Annotated in this window: 17 protein-coding genes; 6 read left to right on the forward strand and 11 right to left on the reverse strand. The window is 43.6% G+C overall.

What is annotated here, in order from left to right; all coding sequences use genetic code 11:
• Positions 1 to 8 precede the first annotated feature (8 nt).
• Both AC4E8A_RS18255 and trmB read right to left on the reverse strand, forming a co-directional pair.
• Positions 9 to 851, reverse strand: coding sequence for a YtnP family quorum-quenching lactonase (locus AC4E8A_RS18255; protein ID WP_490195098.1), 843 nt, complete (start codon positions 849 to 851; stop codon positions 9 to 11).
• 435 nt (positions 852 to 1,286) lie between these two features.
• Entirely contained in the window at positions 1,287 to 1,931 is a 645-nt protein-coding gene (gene trmB / locus AC4E8A_RS18260) for a tRNA (guanosine(46)-N7)-methyltransferase TrmB (protein WP_490195100.1), read from the reverse strand.
• Positions 1,932 to 2,417: 486 nt separating this feature from the next.
• Here trmB and AC4E8A_RS18265 point away from each other — a divergent pair, with 486 nt between their 5' ends.
• Positions 2,418 to 2,543, forward strand: coding sequence for a hypothetical protein (locus tag AC4E8A_RS18265; protein WP_490195102.1), 126 nt, complete (start codon positions 2,418 to 2,420; stop codon positions 2,541 to 2,543).
• A gap of 224 nt (positions 2,544 to 2,767) precedes the next feature.
• The gene (locus tag AC4E8A_RS18270; protein ID WP_490195104.1) at positions 2,768 to 3,046 is read left to right on the forward strand and encodes a YtzH-like family protein; all 279 of its coding nucleotides are present in this window, start codon (positions 2,768 to 2,770) and stop codon (positions 3,044 to 3,046) included.
• Here the strand turns inward: AC4E8A_RS18270 and AC4E8A_RS18275 are convergent.
• The 5 genes from AC4E8A_RS18275 to thpR form a co-directional block, all read right to left on the reverse strand.
• Entirely contained in the window at positions 3,043 to 3,816 is a 774-nt protein-coding gene (locus tag AC4E8A_RS18275) for a phosphotransferase (RefSeq protein ID WP_490195106.1), read from the reverse strand. The two genes, AC4E8A_RS18270 and AC4E8A_RS18275, sit on opposite strands and share 4 nt — an antisense overlap.
• A 144-nt stretch (positions 3,817 to 3,960) precedes the next feature.
• On the reverse strand, positions 3,961 to 6,105 hold the full coding sequence (gene pulA, locus AC4E8A_RS18280) for a type I pullulanase (RefSeq protein ID WP_490195108.1): 2,145 nt from the start codon (positions 6,103 to 6,105) through the stop codon (positions 3,961 to 3,963).
• A gap of 22 nt (positions 6,106 to 6,127) precedes the next feature.
• Positions 6,128 to 7,072, reverse strand: coding sequence for a diacylglycerol/lipid kinase family protein (locus AC4E8A_RS18285; protein WP_490195110.1), 945 nt, complete (start codon positions 7,070 to 7,072; stop codon positions 6,128 to 6,130).
• The gene (locus AC4E8A_RS18290) at positions 7,069 to 8,061 is read right to left on the reverse strand and encodes an NERD domain-containing protein (RefSeq protein WP_490195112.1); all 993 of its coding nucleotides are present in this window, start codon (positions 8,059 to 8,061) and stop codon (positions 7,069 to 7,071) included. The genes AC4E8A_RS18285 and AC4E8A_RS18290 overlap by 4 nt, the downstream gene beginning before the upstream one ends.
• Before the next feature lie 60 nt (positions 8,062 to 8,121).
• A complete protein-coding gene (thpR, locus tag AC4E8A_RS18295) occupies positions 8,122 to 8,688 on the reverse strand; it encodes an RNA 2',3'-cyclic phosphodiesterase (RefSeq protein ID WP_490195114.1) in 567 nt (188 codons plus the stop codon).
• 750 nt (positions 8,689 to 9,438) lie between these two features.
• On the opposite strand from thpR, the gene cysK reads away from it, so the two are divergent.
• Positions 9,439 to 10,368, forward strand: coding sequence for a cysteine synthase A (gene cysK, locus AC4E8A_RS18300; protein WP_490195115.1), 930 nt, complete (start codon positions 9,439 to 9,441; stop codon positions 10,366 to 10,368).
• 987 nt (positions 10,369 to 11,355) lie between these two features.
• Here cysK and AC4E8A_RS18305 read toward each other — a convergent pair.
• Both AC4E8A_RS18305 and AC4E8A_RS18310 read right to left on the reverse strand, forming a co-directional pair.
• Positions 11,356 to 11,682 carry an ArsR/SmtB family transcription factor gene (locus AC4E8A_RS18305; RefSeq protein ID WP_490195117.1) on the reverse strand — a complete coding sequence of 109 codons (327 nt, stop codon included), beginning with the start codon at positions 11,680 to 11,682 and terminating at the stop codon, positions 11,356 to 11,358.
• Positions 11,683 to 12,102 carry an SRPBCC family protein gene (locus tag AC4E8A_RS18310; protein WP_490195119.1) on the reverse strand — a complete coding sequence of 140 codons (420 nt, stop codon included), beginning with the start codon at positions 12,100 to 12,102 and terminating at the stop codon, positions 11,683 to 11,685.
• Positions 12,103 to 12,683: 581 nt separating this feature from the next.
• Between AC4E8A_RS18310 and AC4E8A_RS18315 the strand changes: the two genes are divergently transcribed.
• Complete coding sequence (locus AC4E8A_RS18315; protein WP_490195121.1) at positions 12,684 to 12,866, forward strand: hypothetical protein; 183 nt, start codon at positions 12,684 to 12,686, stop codon at positions 12,864 to 12,866.
• Between the two features lie 116 nt (positions 12,867 to 12,982).
• Here the strand turns inward: AC4E8A_RS18315 and AC4E8A_RS18320 are convergent, their stop codons facing one another.
• Both AC4E8A_RS18320 and AC4E8A_RS18325 read right to left on the reverse strand, forming a co-directional pair.
• Positions 12,983 to 13,723, reverse strand: a complete 741-nt coding sequence (locus AC4E8A_RS18320; protein ID WP_490198931.1) for an ABC transporter permease — start codon at positions 13,721 to 13,723, stop codon at positions 12,983 to 12,985.
• Positions 13,723 to 14,631 carry an ABC transporter ATP-binding protein gene (locus tag AC4E8A_RS18325; protein ID WP_490195123.1) on the reverse strand — a complete coding sequence of 303 codons (909 nt, stop codon included), beginning with the start codon at positions 14,629 to 14,631 and terminating at the stop codon, positions 13,723 to 13,725. Before AC4E8A_RS18325 ends, AC4E8A_RS18320 begins: the two co-directional genes overlap by 1 nt.
• Positions 14,632 to 14,947: 316 nt before the next feature.
• On the opposite strand from AC4E8A_RS18325, the gene AC4E8A_RS18330 reads away from it, so the two are divergent.
• Together AC4E8A_RS18330 and AC4E8A_RS18335 are read left to right on the forward strand one after the other, a co-directional pair.
• Complete coding sequence (locus tag AC4E8A_RS18330) at positions 14,948 to 15,934, forward strand: glycoside hydrolase family 43 protein (protein ID WP_490198932.1); 987 nt, start codon at positions 14,948 to 14,950, stop codon at positions 15,932 to 15,934.
• An 830-nt stretch (positions 15,935 to 16,764) separates the two neighbouring features.
• Positions 16,765 to 18,243, forward strand: coding sequence for an esterase/lipase family protein (locus AC4E8A_RS18335; protein ID WP_490195124.1), 1,479 nt, complete (start codon positions 16,765 to 16,767; stop codon positions 18,241 to 18,243).
• The last annotated feature ends 245 nt before the right edge of the window (positions 18,244 to 18,488 follow it).

The raw sequence follows: 18,488 nt of genomic DNA on the forward strand, positions 1-18,488 counted from the left end.
TTTCACACTTATTTTACCCTTTTGACAGATTGTTCTATTTCGCCATGACCATCCCACTTCAATGCCCGGTACTCCGCATCATGATAGAACAGGAACCAATATCCTTCATCGATTGCTTTTTGGATCCACTTTTCCTTTGCATATATTGAAGTCATCGGGTAATCGTCATATGCCAATACCCACAGCGGGTTTTTATGGGCATGAGTGGGCATCAGGTCGGCCATATGTATGAACTTCCTGTCTCCTCTTTCAATGACGATGATGGAATGTCCGTCACTGTGTCCTCCCGTGTGAATCATTTTCACTCCATTAAGGATTTCCAGTTCATCGTCAAACGTCTTAACCTGATGGGCTATGCTCTCCCAATTTTCTTTCCAATATGTATTCTTGGAACGGATATTGGGATTCCTCATTTCATTCCATTCCGTTTGTGACGTGTAGATCTCTGCATTTGGAAATACGGATACGAGGTTATCGCCCTCATATTTGGTCAATCCGCATGCATGATCGAAATGCATATGAGTCATCAAAATGATGTCTACGTCTGCAGGGGTCAATTCCAGAGAGCTAAGGGATTTTGCTAAAAAGGATTCTTCTGTTACCCCATAGTTCCGCTTCTGTTTATCCGTAAGTTTTCCGCTTCCGATTCCGGACTCAATCAGAATATTTTTGCCATCGAGCTGAAAGAAAATCGGATCGGTTCTTAATTCTATCTGGTTTTTCTCATTGACTTCATACTTTTTGGACCATAACGGCTTTGGCACAACACCGAACATCGCACCGCCATCCATCCTGGTTACCCCTCCATCAAGCCACTTAAAGGTGATGTCTTGAAACTCTAATGATTCCATTTCCCTCTCCCCTTTCTATCTTTTTATATTATCAGAAAATTCCTTTGGAATGAAAGGGTAAAGGTTCTCACCATGTTTATACTGAGCGGATGCCATGAATATAGGCAGATGATACAAAAGGCAAAATGACGGATAAGACCCAAAAACTCCCGATAAAATAGAAGAACGGAGTTAAATGTTCACTCTATAAAAGCAATATCAATTCTTTATCCAATCTGGCGTTTTTTTATAGGGCTCTTTTCGTAAACTGTGTGGCTATTTAATAATAATTCCGAAAGATAGTGCAGTAATGAACCGGAAAAATCCGGCTTTTGGGATTTTTCCGGAAGCAACAATATATGCGAAACCAGCCTTTAATAAAGGGACGATTAGGACGGAATCACGAAACCCATCCAAAAAAACAGCCCAATGTCTGAGCTGTTTTTAATGGTTCCATCATTTTTGGGGATACTGCACTTCACAGCGGTATATTCGCTGGCCTCTTGAGGAGAATTTTTCTTCATACTCCGTCATGATATTTCCTTCAAAGTCACTCTTATGAAGATCAAGGCTGAGAAAATTCAACCGCAATCCATAGTGTGAAAAGCTTTGCAGCGAGTATTCGAACAACCCTTGGTTATCCGTCTTGAAATGGATTTCCCCTTCTTCCACGAGGATATCCTCATACAATCTCAAGAACGTTTTATACGTCAGACGACGTTTCTCGTGCCGGTTTTTTGGCCATGGATCCGAGAAATTCAGGTAGACCCGGTCCACGTCATTTTTCCCAAAGTACTCTTTCAAGTCCTTTGCGTCGACATTCATTACTTTAACGTTCGGAATATCTGCTTCAATAATTCTATCGAGCGCGGAGACAATGACGCTTTCATACAGTTCAATACCGATATAGTTAACGCCGGGGTTAGCTTTAGCCATTTCCGTCACAAACTGTCCCTTACCTGTTCCCACTTCAATATGGAGAGGGTTTTCATTGCCAAACACTTCATTCCATTTCCCTTTATGGTCTTCAGGCTGGGCAATTACATATTGAGGATACTCATTAAGCTTTTCGCTTGCCCACGGTTTATTTCTTAAACGCATATAGACACCTCTTTTATCTTTTATAAAGGCTGTTTTCGCATTCATTGCTTTCGAAAAAAATTTTCCCTCTGTATTTCAGAGATATCCCTTGAAAAAGGGAGAGTAAATCTTTTTTATCCGGTGAATGACCAATATAGTATTGGACATTCATATTGAATAGCAGCTAAGTCTACGAAAGGTGCCTTTAAAAAAGCAGTAGAAATTTATTTGCTTATCGTCAAAACAATACCATGACATCCCTTTCTCTGCAAGCATTGTCGGAATGAATCGCATTTTGGTCTGTCTTTCCATAAACGGAAGGATCGGAGAGGATATACCTGCATTTATATAATTCCACCGGTTGTTTGCGCTTACACAAAAGATTATTCACGATAAGACCTTTCAGACCGATATTACGATCATTTGGATTAGGGCCTCTTTCTGTTAAGGTTATGAATGTACATTGTTGATCGGACATGGAAAAGCAAACAAAAGGGGATGGTATTGATGTTGAAATTGTTAAATATGGCTGCTGAGGTTTCTGTTCTTGGTGGAATGGCTGTTATGTTTGTTGGATACAGCCTGATCGTATATCCATATGAGAAACTGACCCAGCGTTCTGTTTCTATATAAGATGGTGATAAAGCCGCTGCGAGTTTTCCCGCAGCGGCTTTTGTTATGACTGGATTTTATGGAAATATCCCCGGTCTCTTCGCCAAGGGCACTCTCCGGCAAAAATGTCGATAGATGATCTCAACACATCATCGGCCACCCAAACATGAATAAACAAAAAAAGAATCCACAAACTAAGTGTGGATTCTTTTCTATAGTTCAAACAAACCGGAAAGGGTGTTAGTATGCCGCTCGGACATCAAGATCAAATGAACCTGTTAAAGGATATATTAACAAATCACTACGATGATTGCTGCGGTTCAGTAGCAGAATGTGAACAATTGGAACGCCTGGTCAAATCACTCATGGTCAATGCCAACATTGGCGATGGCATCAAGCCGATCCTTCAGGAAGTCTATAACTACAGCCAAAATGGGATCAATTCGTCCAATCTGGATGACCATATCCATTCACAAAAGGGCAACCTGTCTCAATGGGTCCAGGACATGAATACTTATTCTTAAACAATGGAGTGCAGGTACTCAAGCCAATGATTCATTTCATGGAAGCGTGCCTTCCCCTTATGCCATTGAATGGATAGAAGGGTTTGTGAAACAACGTACCATTTCATTCTTATCCTGAGGTTATCCGTTAAAGGCACTCCGTATTGGGAAAGCCATGTTTCCCATTTATCCTCAGGGATATACCAATACAGAAGGAGCCCTATATCGATTGCAGGGTCGGCAATCATGGCACCGTCCCAATCAATAAGATACAACTGGTTGTTATCAGACAGCAGCCAGTTGTTATGATTGACATCACCATGGCAGACCACATATTCATCATGCGAAATGTTTGGCAGGTCAGTTTGAAGGAAATGCAAGGCTTCTCTCACCTTTGGATGTGAAAGCAGTTCAAAGTCCAGCCCCGTCTCAAGCTCAGTCAGCATATGTTCAGGCTGGAAGCGGTCTTTTCCCAACCTCTCCAGCATCGTCAACAACGGTCTGGAAGAGTGAATTTTCTTTAAGAGCTTAGCCGCCCTTTCTTCCTCCATCTCATCAGGGTCCAATTCTCTCCCATTCAGCCAATGCTGCGCTGTAATCACATCGCCGCTCTCTATTCTTTTTGTCCAGACAAGCTTTGGGACAATCCCTTCAGCCGAAAGAACAGCCAAAAAAGGAGAGGAGTTTCGTTTAAGAAAAAGCTTTTGCTCCTGATATCGCGCAAAAAAGGCTTCTCCGGTTGCTCCTCCCGCAGGTACGATTTCCCAATCTTGATCAAATAAGTGTTCCAATAATTTCACCTTCTATTGGTTCGCTTCATTTATATAAAAAAATATCATTTAAAATAAAAAAGACAGCTATTGGGCAAGAAGTTCAATAGCCATCTTTTTCAATAGTACAGCCTTCTTCCCGGTTTCGTCAAGTCTTATTCAAACCTAGCGGCACCATACATAACAACTGGCGGGTCCCGCCGATACGCTGTTATCCTCAAGGATTTCCAGTGTCTCCAGTCCGGCTTTTTCTCCATCAGCTATGAGTTTCCAGGCTGCTTCCCCTGAAGGAAGGGGGATTGAAATCGTTTCTTCGCTTGCATGGAATATCACAAATAATTCATTCCATGGACCATATGCTTTTACATTTTGAAAATGCAAAGTAACCGAGCCCTGATTAATGTAATCCGCCTGTACATGTTTCTTTATTAAATTTCGGCTGCTGAACCTGAAAGCCCCATGCGCTTTCCTGATTGCAATAAGACCTTGGATATAGCCAACCCTATTTTGATATACTGTACGCCTCTCCCAATCAAGCTGGTTGATATCATCCGGGGACCGGTAGCTGTTCTCCACTCCCTGTTTTGTCCGGAAAAATTCCTGGCCGGCATGAAGGAACACAATTCCTTGAGATAGCAGCACCATTGTGGTCGCAAGGATGTGGCGCTTTTCTCTCTCCAGTGCATTTGAACAGCACGCTGATATTTTGTCCCAAAGCGTATGATTATCATGGGACTCCACGTAATTAACCGATTGGGAAGGGTGTAAAAACAATCCCGTTTCGGTCGTTAAACCTATACTTCCAGTCAGGACTTCGGCTGCTCTTTTTTCCAAACCGCTGTGTCCGAGTACAAACCCTCGGTCATATAAATTAAAGGTGCTTCCTTTGATGCCATCTCTGAAAGAATCGTTAAACTGACCGATTTCAGGCATTTTGGCAGCATTGCGCAGATTGGCCTTCCTATTTTGAGGCAGAGGCGTATTCAGATCCCAGCCTTCCCCGATGATCAATACATTAGGCAATAGCTTCTCGGCTTCTTCTTGAACGCTATTCATGGTGTCCACATCAAGAATGCCCATTAAATCAAAGCGGAAGCCATCAACTTTATATTCATGAAGCCAAAAGAGGATGGAATCGATGATAAACTTGCGGGCCATCTTTCTTTCAGAGGCAATATCGTTCCCGACCCCAGTGCCATTGGAAGGCATACCGTTTACATCATGACGGAAATAATAACCCGGTACAATCTTTTCAAAAGAAGAATCTTCTTTGACATAAACATGGTTATACACTACATCCAGGAGGACACGGATCCCATGGTTATGAAGGCTCTGGATTACTGACTTGAGCTCATTGATTCTGCTGTATGGGTCTTCTGGACGGCTTGAGTAGCTGCCTTCGGGAGAATTGAAAAATAACGGGTTGTAACCCCAGTTATACCTTCCGTCATCTCTAAGGTCAGAGACCCCGTCGAAATCATTGACCGGAAGAAGCTCCACATGAGTGATGCCCAGATCATTCAAATAATCGAGACCGGTGCTGACGCCTTTAGATGTTTTCGTCCCTTCCTCTGTAAAGGCCAAATAAGCTCCCTTGTGTTTCATCCCGCTTTCCTTTTGCATAGAAAAATCCCGTATATGAAGTTCATAAATGATACTGTCTGTCTTGGATTCGATCCCAGGCATGGATTCCAGTGCCATCGATTTTTCAAGATCGACGATGGCCCCCCACTCACTATTTAGTGAGACCGATTTGGCATAGGGGTCCACTGCTTCCTCCCAATTCAGATTTACGCAGGTCAGGTAGGTATAGAAGCACCCCTCTTTATTCTCTGGCAGGGATAAGGACCAAACCCCCTTGTCACCCCTGAGCATGTCATATTGGTGTGTGGATTTCCTATCATGACCGGTGATCTTCACCTTAACCTTTGTAGCCGTCGGAGCCCAAACTTTAAATGCAGTCCTCCCACCTTCAAGGGTCACCCCTAAATCACCGCCGTCATAATAATACTGTTCATCGAATTCGGGGGTTCGGATGACCGCTCCGATCTGCAGGTCGGTTTCATTTCCGTGTTCATCTTCAATATAATAAGTCCGGTCAAGCTGCAGTTCAGTGTCCAATGAACAGAGATACTTATTCTGATCCTGAAGGGGATAGGTTTCCTTGATGGCCAAAGGCTTCTTCTCATTGTTTTCATCTCTTAGGTAAAAAACAGAGGAATGTCCTTCATAGTAAGAATGGGGAAGAAGAACTGTTACCGTTTTCATTTCATCCAGATAGGCAAAGAAATTTCTTTGAATAATCAACATAGAAACACCTCCCCGCTTAAATTCATCTCATATCCGCTGTCTTCCAATTGTGATGATGAACCTTGATGGCAAGCTTCCCGCCTTCCTCTATTATCCCTATGTAATCGCCGTCAGCCTGCACAGGGACAGAAGCTGCCGATGTAATAACAATATCTTTCGCTTTATAGGTTTCAACCTCTTTATACAGAGTATGCCTCCCTGAAAATACAGAAAGGAAGACAACCAGCAGTTTTAGCCTGGACAGGCTGTGGACAATGGTTATGTCGAGCAGTCCGTCTGAGGAATCAGCTGTCGGGGAAATTTTCATCCCGCCTCCGTAATATGGCTGATTCGAAATGGTGATGAACCAGGTCCTGGTGAACCTTTTCTTCTCGCCATTGATGACTGCCTCAAGCGGGGTTGGTTTGTACGTAATAGCTTCGGAAAGAACCAGAACAGCATAAATCAGTTTACCCATGGACAGTTTATTCAACCATTTCTTGATCGAAGAATTGGCTGCCTTTTCGGTGATAGTTGCATCAAACCCTGCTCCTATACTATTCACGAAGTGCCCATCCCGGTACCCCTCGAGCTCATAGTATCCTGTATCATGATACTTTTCTTTCAGTTGCTTCTGCTGAACTAATTGAACGGCCTTCGCCCCATGTTCAGCTTTTACCGGCCAAAGGTAGCCTCTTGCAAAGTCATTTCCGCTCCCTGCTGGAAGGTAGCCGACCGTTACATTCTCATATCCGATACATTGGTTGATAATTCCGCTGATGGTTCCGTCACCACCCACCCCGACAACAAGCAGCTTTTTTCCCAGGGATTCAATGACTGCACATTGGACTATATTCTTCACTTCTTCAGGTGAAGCCGTGTAATAAATATCTCTCTTGTTGAGCTTCAACTGATTCCTGAATTTCTTCCAGACCTGTATGGAGTGACTATTTTTGGCATTGACATTGACAATGTAGATGGTCTTCATGATCCATCTTCCTCATCGGCCGGTAAAACGGGGTTATAATCCGCGTGCCACCCGGACCGCTTAAACGAGGTGCTTTGACAAAAATCAAGCAGCCCTCTCGCCAGTTTCAACTGGACATTTTTAATTGGGGAATGTGAAGCCCGCATCTTTTCAAACCAGCCTTCATGTGATCTTTTATCAATTAAATGCAGGTTATGAGGTGACGTCTGATAATCCACATAGCCATTGCGGCTGATGATGCCTTTTTTAATAGGCAGTTCTGCCTCCGCATGCTTCATGATGGAGAAGATGACAGATTCCATCCGATTCAGCGATATCATCGGGTTTAACACTTTCATGTCACTGTCCCCCAATTTTTTCTGCCAGAATCTCTCTTGAGTTCCTATATACGCGGCTCCGTCTTCTTCCTCCAGAAAAGTCAGACACCAGATTTCGGTTGGTGTAAGGAGAATAATATCCATTTCCATCGGTGCATTCTTAAACTTAAAGACAGGATAATACAGGAGGAAGATATTATCTGGAAACCTTTTCAAAAAATACATCAGCCTCTCGTCCGACATATAACTATTATCTACATAGGACTTCTCTGTCAACGTCGAACTTGCCCATCTCAACTGAAAGTGAAACAACTGATCCAGGAAAAGATGTTTCAACTCTTCTTCCGTAGAAGGCAGCTCGGTTATCTTCAGGTCCATTTCCGGATCTTCATCTGAGGGAGGGAGGTCCATTTCCAACTCCGCCAAGTCATCATCTTCCTCTTCCTTACCTCGCCGTTTAAATAACCCGCCCACCTTTGAAATTAAGCTCTTTTTCTCTGGATTCTTTGTCTCTTCAACATTTTCTTCGTGAAAAAGGAGTTCTCCCTGTTCCCAGCTTTCTTTCCACTTTTCCCATTGCTGCTTTTTTAACCGGACAAATTGGGAAGGATAACGATACGTATCCAACTCATACCTTGAAATATAGTCTTGCAGCTTCATAAGTTGTGCCATAAATGATGTCCCCTCTTGCATTATATGTTTGTGTTCAGTGTTTCTTACGAATAAAATTCATTAACGTCCATTCAATAGGAATTTCTCAACGATTTCATACTTTGGTGTACGGTCAAGATGTGTCCGGTACAAGACACACTCCTTGACCTTGAATTTCAATGGCTCGGTCAATAAATAACGGTCAAGCATAGCAGGGCTGAACTTTTCTTCCCCGTCCCATTTTCTCGCAATGGTGATATGAGGGTTGAAGGGCCTGTTATCCAGCTCATAGCCTTCCTGCTGACATGCCGAGTATACATTATCCCTCAAAGCAAGTAATGAAGAAGAAGAACTTACATCCGTCCAAAGGATTCTCGGCGACAGAGGGTTCCCGAATATCCCCAGCCTCCTGGTCTCCAAAGAAAACGGTGGTGTCCCTTCTGTTACTTCACGGATTCTTTCAATACTTCTTTCCAATTGTGCTTCTTCTGTACCGCCTAAAAACGCTAACGTAATATGTACATCTTCGGGATGGACCCAGCGCTGGAACGGCAATGCTCTTTTGACTTCAGACGCCCATTCCGCCATTTGTTCCTTTGTTTCATCAGGCAGCGGCACAGCATAGAAATAGTGGTGTTGTTTCATCATATACACCTTCCAGTCTTCTCATTATCCTTATTTTATCAGACCTGGCTTGCTGCAGATATCAGTTTCGGCAAACCAATCCAAACACTCATCTAGTTATTGCCATTTTTATTATCCTTTAGGCTTGTTTTTTAAACTTGATACCATGAGACAAGAGATGTGAATTCGTTTGATTTGGGAATTAGACCTGGGCAGCTAATGATGAAGTTCCTATTGGGAACAATATTTACCGTCATGGGGTTTTTCGTAAACGTTGTAACTATTTAATATGATGGCAAATTATTTCGCCCTATTTCACAAGTGAAATCCCGATTACAAGGAAGAAAAGAGCGGTCCTTCCATTCGATAGAAAAGCTCTGGTGAAATGCGGCCCTTGGATGTTTCCAAAAGCAACAACCAATACGAAAACAACCTTTTAAACCGGGGCCGAACGCAGGGCTTTCAGCTTTATAGTAATAAGTAATCTTCTCATCACTGAAGTTTTTCATGAATCTTTATCTCATACCAAGCCCATTAATCCATACAGTGTTAAACGGCCGCCGCATCCGCTTTTAAGTTCATTGACTGCCCCGGAGTCGCTATTCGGCAGCAGACACCGGAACGCATGCTTATCAGGACCGGGCATTAAAACGTATATATTTGATAAGATTTGTTAGAATTAGTAACATAATAATATAAAATCATGGATGTGGGGCAAGTACTCATTACATCCTCAACCAACCTGAATGACATTAAACGAAAGGGCGTAATAACATGAAAGTGGTTAAAAATATAGCTGACTTGATCGGAGACACCCCCCTCGTCAAACTAAATCGCCTGAACCCGGAAGGCGGGGCGGAAATATATGTAAAGCTTGAATTCTATAACCCAAGTAAAAGCGTAAAAGACCGGGCTGCTTTCCAAATGATTGTCGAAGCAGAAAATGCGGGGCTGCTGAAAAAGGGTTCCACCATCATTGAACCGACCAGCGGGAATACCGGTATAGGACTTGCGATGAATGCAGCCGCGAGGGGATACCGGGCAATTCTTGTCATGCCGGATACCATGACGCAGGAAAGAATCAACCTGCTTAAAGCCTATGGAGCTGAAGTTGTCCTCACCCCTGGTGACGAAAAGATGCCCGGTGCCATCCAAAAGGCCAAAGAGCTGACAGCAGAAATCGAAAACAGCTTCATGCCCATGCAGTTTGAAAATGAATCAAATCCAAACGCACACCGCAAGACGACTGCAGTAGAAATCATCGAAGCAATGGTTGAACTGGGTAAACCATTATCCGCTTTCGTAGCTACTGCCGGTACCGGCGGAACGATCACCGGAACAGGAGAGGTGTTGAAAGAACACTATCAGGATATTGAGGTCCATGTCGTTGAGCCGGCGGGATCACCTGTCCTTTCCGGCGGCCAGCCCGGTAAACATAAACTGGTCGGTACAAGCCCAGGGTTCATTCCAGAAATCCTGAACCAGGCTGTTTACGATGAAATCCATAAAATCGAAGATCAGGATGCTTACGATATCACACGACGCATGGCCAGCGAAGAAGGAATCCTTGTCGGCCCGTCTTCAGGTGCAGCCTGCTATGCAGCCATCCAGGTCGCAAAAAAGCTGTCCCCGGATGATGTCGTCGTCTGCGTTGCTTGTGACACTGGTGAAAGATACCTGTCCAGCGATCTATTTCGTATCTAAGAACAAAAGCGGAAAGGCCCGATCAGCTGCGTACGGACTGGACTGGCTCCGTATGAGATATAGGAATCACGAAGAGCGACAGCGATTCGATGATGACTAATCGCAAGGAGGAGTCGGGAAGTCCGCTAGCAGCTGGGCCTTGGAGCTGGATGATACTAAAGCGGAAGCGCCTTGTTCAGCCCCGACAGGCATAAGACGAGCCGGCGGGAAGGCTGCTCTTTGCCTTCCTGACGGATTGGCTTATGACCCCGAGGGGCTAGGCGCTGGAGCTGGATGTTACTAAAGCGCAAGCGCCTTGTTCAGCCCCGACAGGCATAAGACGAGCCGGCGGGAAGGCTGCCCTTTGCCTTCCTGACGGATTGGCTTATGACCCCGAGGGGCTAGGCGCTGGAGCTGGATGATACTAAAGCGGAAGCGCCTTGTTCAGCCCCGACAGGCATAAGACGAGCCGGCGGGAAGGCTGCTCTTTGCCTTCCTGACGGATTGGCTTATGACCCCGAGGGGCTAGGCGCTGGAGCTGGATGATACTAAAGCGCAAGTGCCCCGATCAGCGGCGTACGAACTGGAAGGCTTCCGCATGAGATATAGGAATCACGAAGAGCGACAGCGATTCGATGATGACTAATCGCAAGGAGGAATCGGGAAGTCCGCTAGCAGCTGGGCTTTGGAGCTGGATGATACTAAAGCGGAAGCGCCTTGTTCAGACCCGACAGGCATAAGACGAGCCGGCGGGAAGGCTGCTCTTTGCCTTCCTGACGGATTGGCTTATGACCCCGAGGGGCTAGGCGCTGGAGCTGGATGATACTAAAGAGCAAGTGCCCCGATCAGCGGCGTACGAACTGGAAGGCTTCCGCATGAGATATAGGAAACACAACGAACGTCAGTGAGTTGATGTTGACTAATCGCAAGGAGGAGTCGGGAAGTACGATATGAACTAATAAAGGAAAGGCCCAGGAATACCGATTCCCGGGCCTTTCCTTTTATTTATTATGTTTTCTCATCATCATTCTCCACAACATGCTTCAGCATGGACAATTTGTTGGACCAGAACTGTTCATAGTATGCCAGCCATTCTTTCACTTCTCCAAGGGGTTCCGGATGCAGATGATAAACCTTTTCCCTTCCTGCTTTTTCAGACTTGACCAGTTCTGCCTCCGACAAGATCTTCAGGTGCTTGGCTATAGCTGTGCGGCTTACCGGAAAAAAGGAAGCAATATCTGCAATGGATAATTGGCCATTAGCAAGCAATCTCAGGATTTCCCGGCGGGTCGGTTCGGCTATCGCCTGAAAAACATCATGCTTTGCTGCTCCCATTTATCCTTCAAGCACCTTTCGAAGTTTCTCCTGAACGATGGCAACCCATCCTCCATTCATTCGCTCACGTACCACAGAACTTTTTTCACGTGCTTTCGGAAGTACAGTATCGGCTTCTTTCCAGCCGCTGTGGATAAGCGTGAATTCTGTTTCATCCCCCATTTCTTTTAACAGAAAGGTAACAATCCACCCATCTGTATCCCAGGAAAAAGAAACTTTATGTGGTTTTTCCACTTCCAGCACTTTACAAGGCGATGGCCCGAATGGAGATTGAACGTGAAATTCATGTCCCACCTCAGGTATAAAGTCATTCGGCATAAACCAAGACGAGATCCCCTCCGCTGTTGAAACGGTTTTCCATACTTTTTCAATTGGCGCTTTGAATATAGCTGTTTGTTGGATATCCTGTACTATTTCCATGGTTATACTCCTTTATATATCATTTTAATAACACCTTTTGGTTTCACTTCTGATTATATAACACCACATGGTTTCATGTCTACTATCCATGAAAAACACATTAATCTTTTTACTAATCCTTTCTTGATAAAATGGTCATTATCCAGTGAACCTAATTACTTGGCAATACAAGAATAGAACTAAATATTGCAGATGGCAGAACTTTTTGATCTGCAATTGTAATGGTCTATTTAACCCTTTTCAGTCACTCATTGCAAAGAAATGAAAAGCAGTATGGATCGTGAAATACAAACAACCGAATCTGTTTCGAAGAATCGGAAACTTAATTAGTGTGGTATTCGTCTAACTACCGGAACGTACAATATACGATTGAACTGCATAATAAAAGGCGGTGTATGTTACTAAACAACCATTGAGGAAATGAATGAATGCATTCGGAAATTTGACCTGGGCAATAACCCTGAAGCAGATACTATCCTGTTCTTAGAAGGCTATTTTAAATCACGATAAAATGGTACAAGCTGTTCAAAGGTGAAAGCTTTTTTAAATCATTAATGACTTACGTGAAAGGACAAAACGATATGAATGATATTATTGAAAAATTATATGTTGTTGAATTGAAATATAAATGCATTAAGTTACTATATAACCTGGAGGAGGATGAAGTTTACTCAAAAAAACATGCAGCCAAAGAACTGAGAACCATGATAACATTACTGGAACACATGGATACCGATAGAAAATGGATTTATTCAGAGAGTTGAATCTTCAAATGATTCCAGAGGGAAAAGCAGTCCAATCAGGGATACAAATCGCACATTTGTACTCCAAGATTGAACTGCTTTTTGTCCTGAGTATGAAATTTACAAGTCCCATTAAGTTACTTATCACTCCAGCGGAAAAAGCGTGAAGCCAAAATAGTGGAGATTACACCAATCCCCAAAAGGACAGTTACTTCAAGGCCATATTCGGTAATCGGTGCCTCGTTCCATGTACCACGGAGCATTTGAATGACATAGTATAGAGGCAGAATCTTGGCGACATACTGCAGGATGGTCGGCATCATTTCCAACGGGAAGGTTGCTCCAGACAAAAACAGCATCAAGTTCAAGAACAAGGAGCTGATTGCGGCCGCACTCTGTGTGTTCTTGGCAAGCGAAGTCATAAACAGCGCAAAAGGGAAAAATGCCAGGATACTGATTAATAATGCCACTAAAGTACTGCCGATATAAGCTGGCAGCGTTAAATCATACATGAGCATTCCGAATACCATCAACAGGACAGCTGATATCGCAAAAATGACAGTCCCTTGGAAAGTATGTGCGGCCAGAATCTTCCACGGCTGCAACGGTGTTGATTGATAGCGTCGCAGCACACCCGTTTCACGATACCCTGTCAACACTGTTCCCAAAGTAAAAAACGATGTAGTGACAATATTGACCCCAATCCAAGAAGGGACAAACATTTCGGCAAACATCTGAGCATTCATTTCCTGTCCGACAAACATGGAACCAAACAGCCAGATCATGGCCACTGGGAAAAGAAAGGTCCAAAACACACTGAGACGGTCCCGGAAGAACATCTTCGTCTCTATCGTTGCAAGCTTAGTGATCGCTGTCATCATACTGTCTCCTTTTCTAGATAATGAACAAATAAATCATCAAGGGAACCTTTTTCAAATCTAAAATCGGATAGTGGAATGTCATTATTATGGCAATATGTAAAAATGTGATAGGCCGTCTCCTGCTGATTTTCACTGAATACCTTAAACAACTTTTCCTCCTTTTCAACCCTTATCACTTCCGGAAGCGCCTCTACAAACCCTTCCTCAACCTGATCGCTTTCAAAAGCGATGAAGTGGCCAGCCGGATTATTCAACAGTTCAGCCGGCGTATTGAGGGCTTTCAGTTCACCGCTGTATATCATGGCAACACGGTCACAGAGCTTTTCTGCTTCCTCCATATAATGCGTTGTTACGACAATCGTACATCCCTCGTCCCTTAACATTCTGATCATCGACCACATTTCTCTTCTCGCATGGGGATCCAATCCCATACTCGGCTCATCCAGAAACACAATTTCAGGACTATGCAGTGTAGCCAGCGCAAGGGTCACTCTTTGCTTCCAGCCTCCCGAGAGATCTTCAAAATGGACGTTCAGCTTCTCATCGAGATTCAATCGTTCAATCAAGTAATCTTTCTTTGCAGATTCATTATAGAATGATGAAAAAAGTTCAAGCGCTTCCTTCACTTTCATCTTCCTTTGAATCGAAGTGGCTTGAAATTGGACGCCAATCCGCTTATTTAATTCCCGCAGCTGCTGAACTGGCACAAGGCCCAGAACATCTATTGTCCCATCTGTAGGTTTGCTGATCCCCTCCAGCATTTCAAGTGTGGTCGTTTTTCCGGCACCATTTGGACCGATAATGCCAAAGATTTCTCCTCTTCTTACTGTAAAAGAAATATTTTTCACAGCTTGGACAGAACCGAAGCTTTTGGACAAATTCTCTACTGCTATCACATTTTCCAACCCTGTTTCCCCCTTGATATATTTAAGTCTCCTATAAGTCTATGTTCAAAGTGGTAAGACTTTTAACCAAAAGTTTGAATTCCCTTCCCATTCCCCTCTCCTTGCTGTCTTACCTTTGATTATATCGAATATTCAAAATTGTCCTTGTGTTTTACTACGTTTCAACAAGGAAAAAGTTTCAATTCTACTTTTTTTATTAAAAATTCCATTATTATTGGATTTCAATGCTCCCTTTGTTTTCTCAATATACAAAGTATCCAGACTCCGCTATACTACTCATGTAAGCGGTTAATTTTTTAAAAAAGGGGAGATTATGATGGGAACAAACACTAAACAAAACGAACCTTTAGTTACTCATATTTTCACGGCTGATCCTTCTGCGCATGTATTTGAAGGCAAGCTGTATATCTATCCTTCTCATGACCTTGACCATAATGGACCTTCCAATGATAATGGAGACCAATATGCAATGGAGGATTATCATGTATTATCAATGGAGGATGAAAATGCCCCGTGTGTTGATCACGGACAGGTTCTTCACTTAAATGATATCCCGTGGGCAAGCAAACAGCTTTGGGCACCAGATGCTGCTTATAAAAACAATACCTACTATCTTTACTTTCCGGCAAGGGATAAAGATGGCATATTCAGAATCGGTGTCGCAACAAGCTCTACCCCTGCAGGTCCATTTACACCGGAAGAGGATTACATACCGGGCAGTTACAGTATCGACCCGGCTGTATTGGTTGAAGACGAGAAAGCGTATGTTTATTTCGGAGGGCTTTGGGGTGGCCAGCTGGAAAAATGGCAGACAGGCACATTCCTTCCTGATGTAACTGAAGGGCCGGCTCCCACAGAACCAGCCATCGGTCCAAGAGTAGCTGAATTAAGCGACGATATGCTTACTTTTAAAAGCGACCCGATCGAAATCTCCATTATAGATGAAGATGGAAATCCGATCGTGGCGGGGGATGAAGACAGAAGATATTTTGAAGGCCCTTGGGTCCATACGTATAATGATTTGTACTATCTATCGTATTCAACCGGCACCACTCATAAGATTGTTTACGCGGTAAGCGAAAACCCTCAGGGGCCATTCACATTCAAAGGAACGATCTTAAAGCCGGTAAGCGGCTGGACCACACATCATTCAATCGTTGAATTCAACGACAAGTGGTATTTGTTCTACCATGACTGCTCATTGTCCGGCGGAATCGATCACAAACGATCGGTGAAATTCGTTGAATTAAAATACAATGAAGACGGAACGATCCAAACGATTGATCCCCAAGAAGAGAAATAATTTATAGAGCCGGCCATCCTCTTAGTAACGGTTTCGATTATCGAATATAAAATTGAATACTACACATCAAAAGGAGTGACCAAATCGCATCGATCTGGTCACTCTTTTTTCTTGAAGGTACGGTATTTTTGCCGGTAAAACTCTTCAATTGGTATTGCAAAATACCATTAAACATCAGATGACAGAACCTTTCTTTTCTTCAAAATTTGTGGTGCACCGTCCTATACACTTTCATGCCCAATATTCATATAAAGAAGTGTAGTTATTTATATGAATATTGGGCATGATTTGATTGGAACGGAAGGTGCGTGACCTCCTGCGGGATTAGCGTGACTCGTCTATCTCCAGCGGCCAGCAACTAGCAGATTCGGCGTCTCTTCTTGCGAATTCAGCTTTAAAGCACAGCTGCTAGCGTACTTACCGGCTCTTCCATGCGATAATTCATCATCGAATCGCTCCACTGTTCGTGATTCCTTTATCTCACGCGAGAGTCCTCCAATCTATACGCCTCTTAACGCAACTTCCACCTTTTAGTTCATCGCACGCCACGCGGAGTCACGCACCTGGAGTGAAAATCATTAGACATTGATTTTGGCTCAAATAACCAACCATTTATTTCACTCATTAGAAGTTTACACTTCAAAACTGAACCCGTTACCTTCACCTGCCGGCTTTTTCATTTCTCCTAATAGGATGAATAGCTCATACACGGCATTGCAAATCCCATGTCGTTCTTCTCATTTTCCAAAAAATGCTTCTGAACACGTACTCTTTTCAGATAGGATAAATGGGGAGAACTTCCCCTATTTCAGATGAAATGGAGTGGGAAAATGAAAAGGTTGGGATTGATTTTGTTACTACTGTTTTTGGTTCTTCCAGTCAGTGCCCATGCAGGGAAAATTGGAGGCAAGGATGACCCGGGCGGTGTGCCGGGACAATGGTATGCCGGGGATCCCCCTGGTTATGTCGACCCTGCTAAACCGGTACTTGTCTTTATACACGGAATCAACAGCTCATCCAAGACTTGGTGGGAAGATAATAATATGTATCAAACGGCACTCAATAGCGGCTATGAAACTGCATTCATAGATGTTCATCCTGATAAGGATATGAGGGAAAACGGTGCTATCATTAATAACCGGATCCGCGATATCTATACCTATTTCGGACGGAAAAAGATCGTCATCATCGCTCATAGCAAAGGGGGAATTGATGCTCAAAGTGCATTGGTCCAGTATGGGGCCCACCCTTATGTCTCAAACCTCATCACTCTATCATCCCCGCATTACGGCTCCCAGCTTGCCGATCTTGCCTACAGCGGCTGGGCTGGATGGCTGGCTGCTATATTAGGAAGTAAAAATGATGCGACGTATTCACTCCAGACAGGTTACATGAATAATTACCGGTCACAGATTGATTCAAATACCAATCATACAAAGAATCCGGTTTATACACTAGCCGGTACAAGCTGGGGAGGTTTTGGCTCTTCCCTTTATTGGGGCGGACTCTATTTAAGCTCCTATGGTTCAAATGACGGTGCTGTTACGGTGGCCAACTCCCGCCTCCCTTACAGCAGGGAAGTGCGTGTCAGCAATTGGAACCATACGACCGTCCGCGAAGGCGGTACCTTCCAATACTTCCGCCCGTATTTAACGACATATGCACAGCCGTTTGCCAGCATGGCATCACCTGAAGCGGCCGTTTCTCTTGAGAAGGAGCCGACAGCGATTACAGCCTTACACCGGGGCGGTGAATTTGAAAAAGAAGGCAGAGAGACCTTCCATGTTGAAGAAAATGTAGCAAAGCTTGACCTGGACTTGCTGAGTGACAAGCAAATGAAGGATATCCAGCTAATCAGTCCTTCAGGAACTGTGTTCAATACCTTCGTTGAATCAACAGATCAAGGAATCTTTAAAGGCGGACACCATCACAGCTTTCAGATACAAAACCCGGAAACAGGAAAGTGGACGATCGTCGCGAAAAAGAATAAAGCAGCTTATTTGATGACTGCTGGCTTTCATTCCGAACTCAACACCGAAATCGTCCTTGGGGATAAGACCCTTGAGTTGAAAAACAAAGGGAATAAAGTTAAAGATTTCCACGTGAACGTGAATATCAACAAAGACGGCAAACAGAAGCAACACCCGTCCATATTGATGACCAATCAAGGAAAAGTACCGTTCACTTACAAGGAAGAGGGCGTCTATACCCTTACTCTTGATGTTAACGGCACCACAAAAGCCGGAAATAAATTTGAAAGAACAATCGTAAAATCCATTTACGTAGATCAAAACGGGGATATACATTAAGCAGAATTCTATGGGATGAAGAACACGGCCTGGGGCAAAACTGGGTCGTGTTAGTATTCTAGTTTATTTAATTCACCATTTCTTATTTACATTTTCAGACTGGTTCACATATCAAATATGCCTTTATTTTCTGGTAGATTTCATATTTTTAAAGATATACATACAAAGTGAGTGGTTGGAGGCGTTTAAAACAATACATATACATCACCGCCGATAATTCCTGAATTTGCAGGTATTATGAGCAC

The sequence above is a fragment of the Bacillus sp. SRL337 genome, assembly GCF_984799155.1.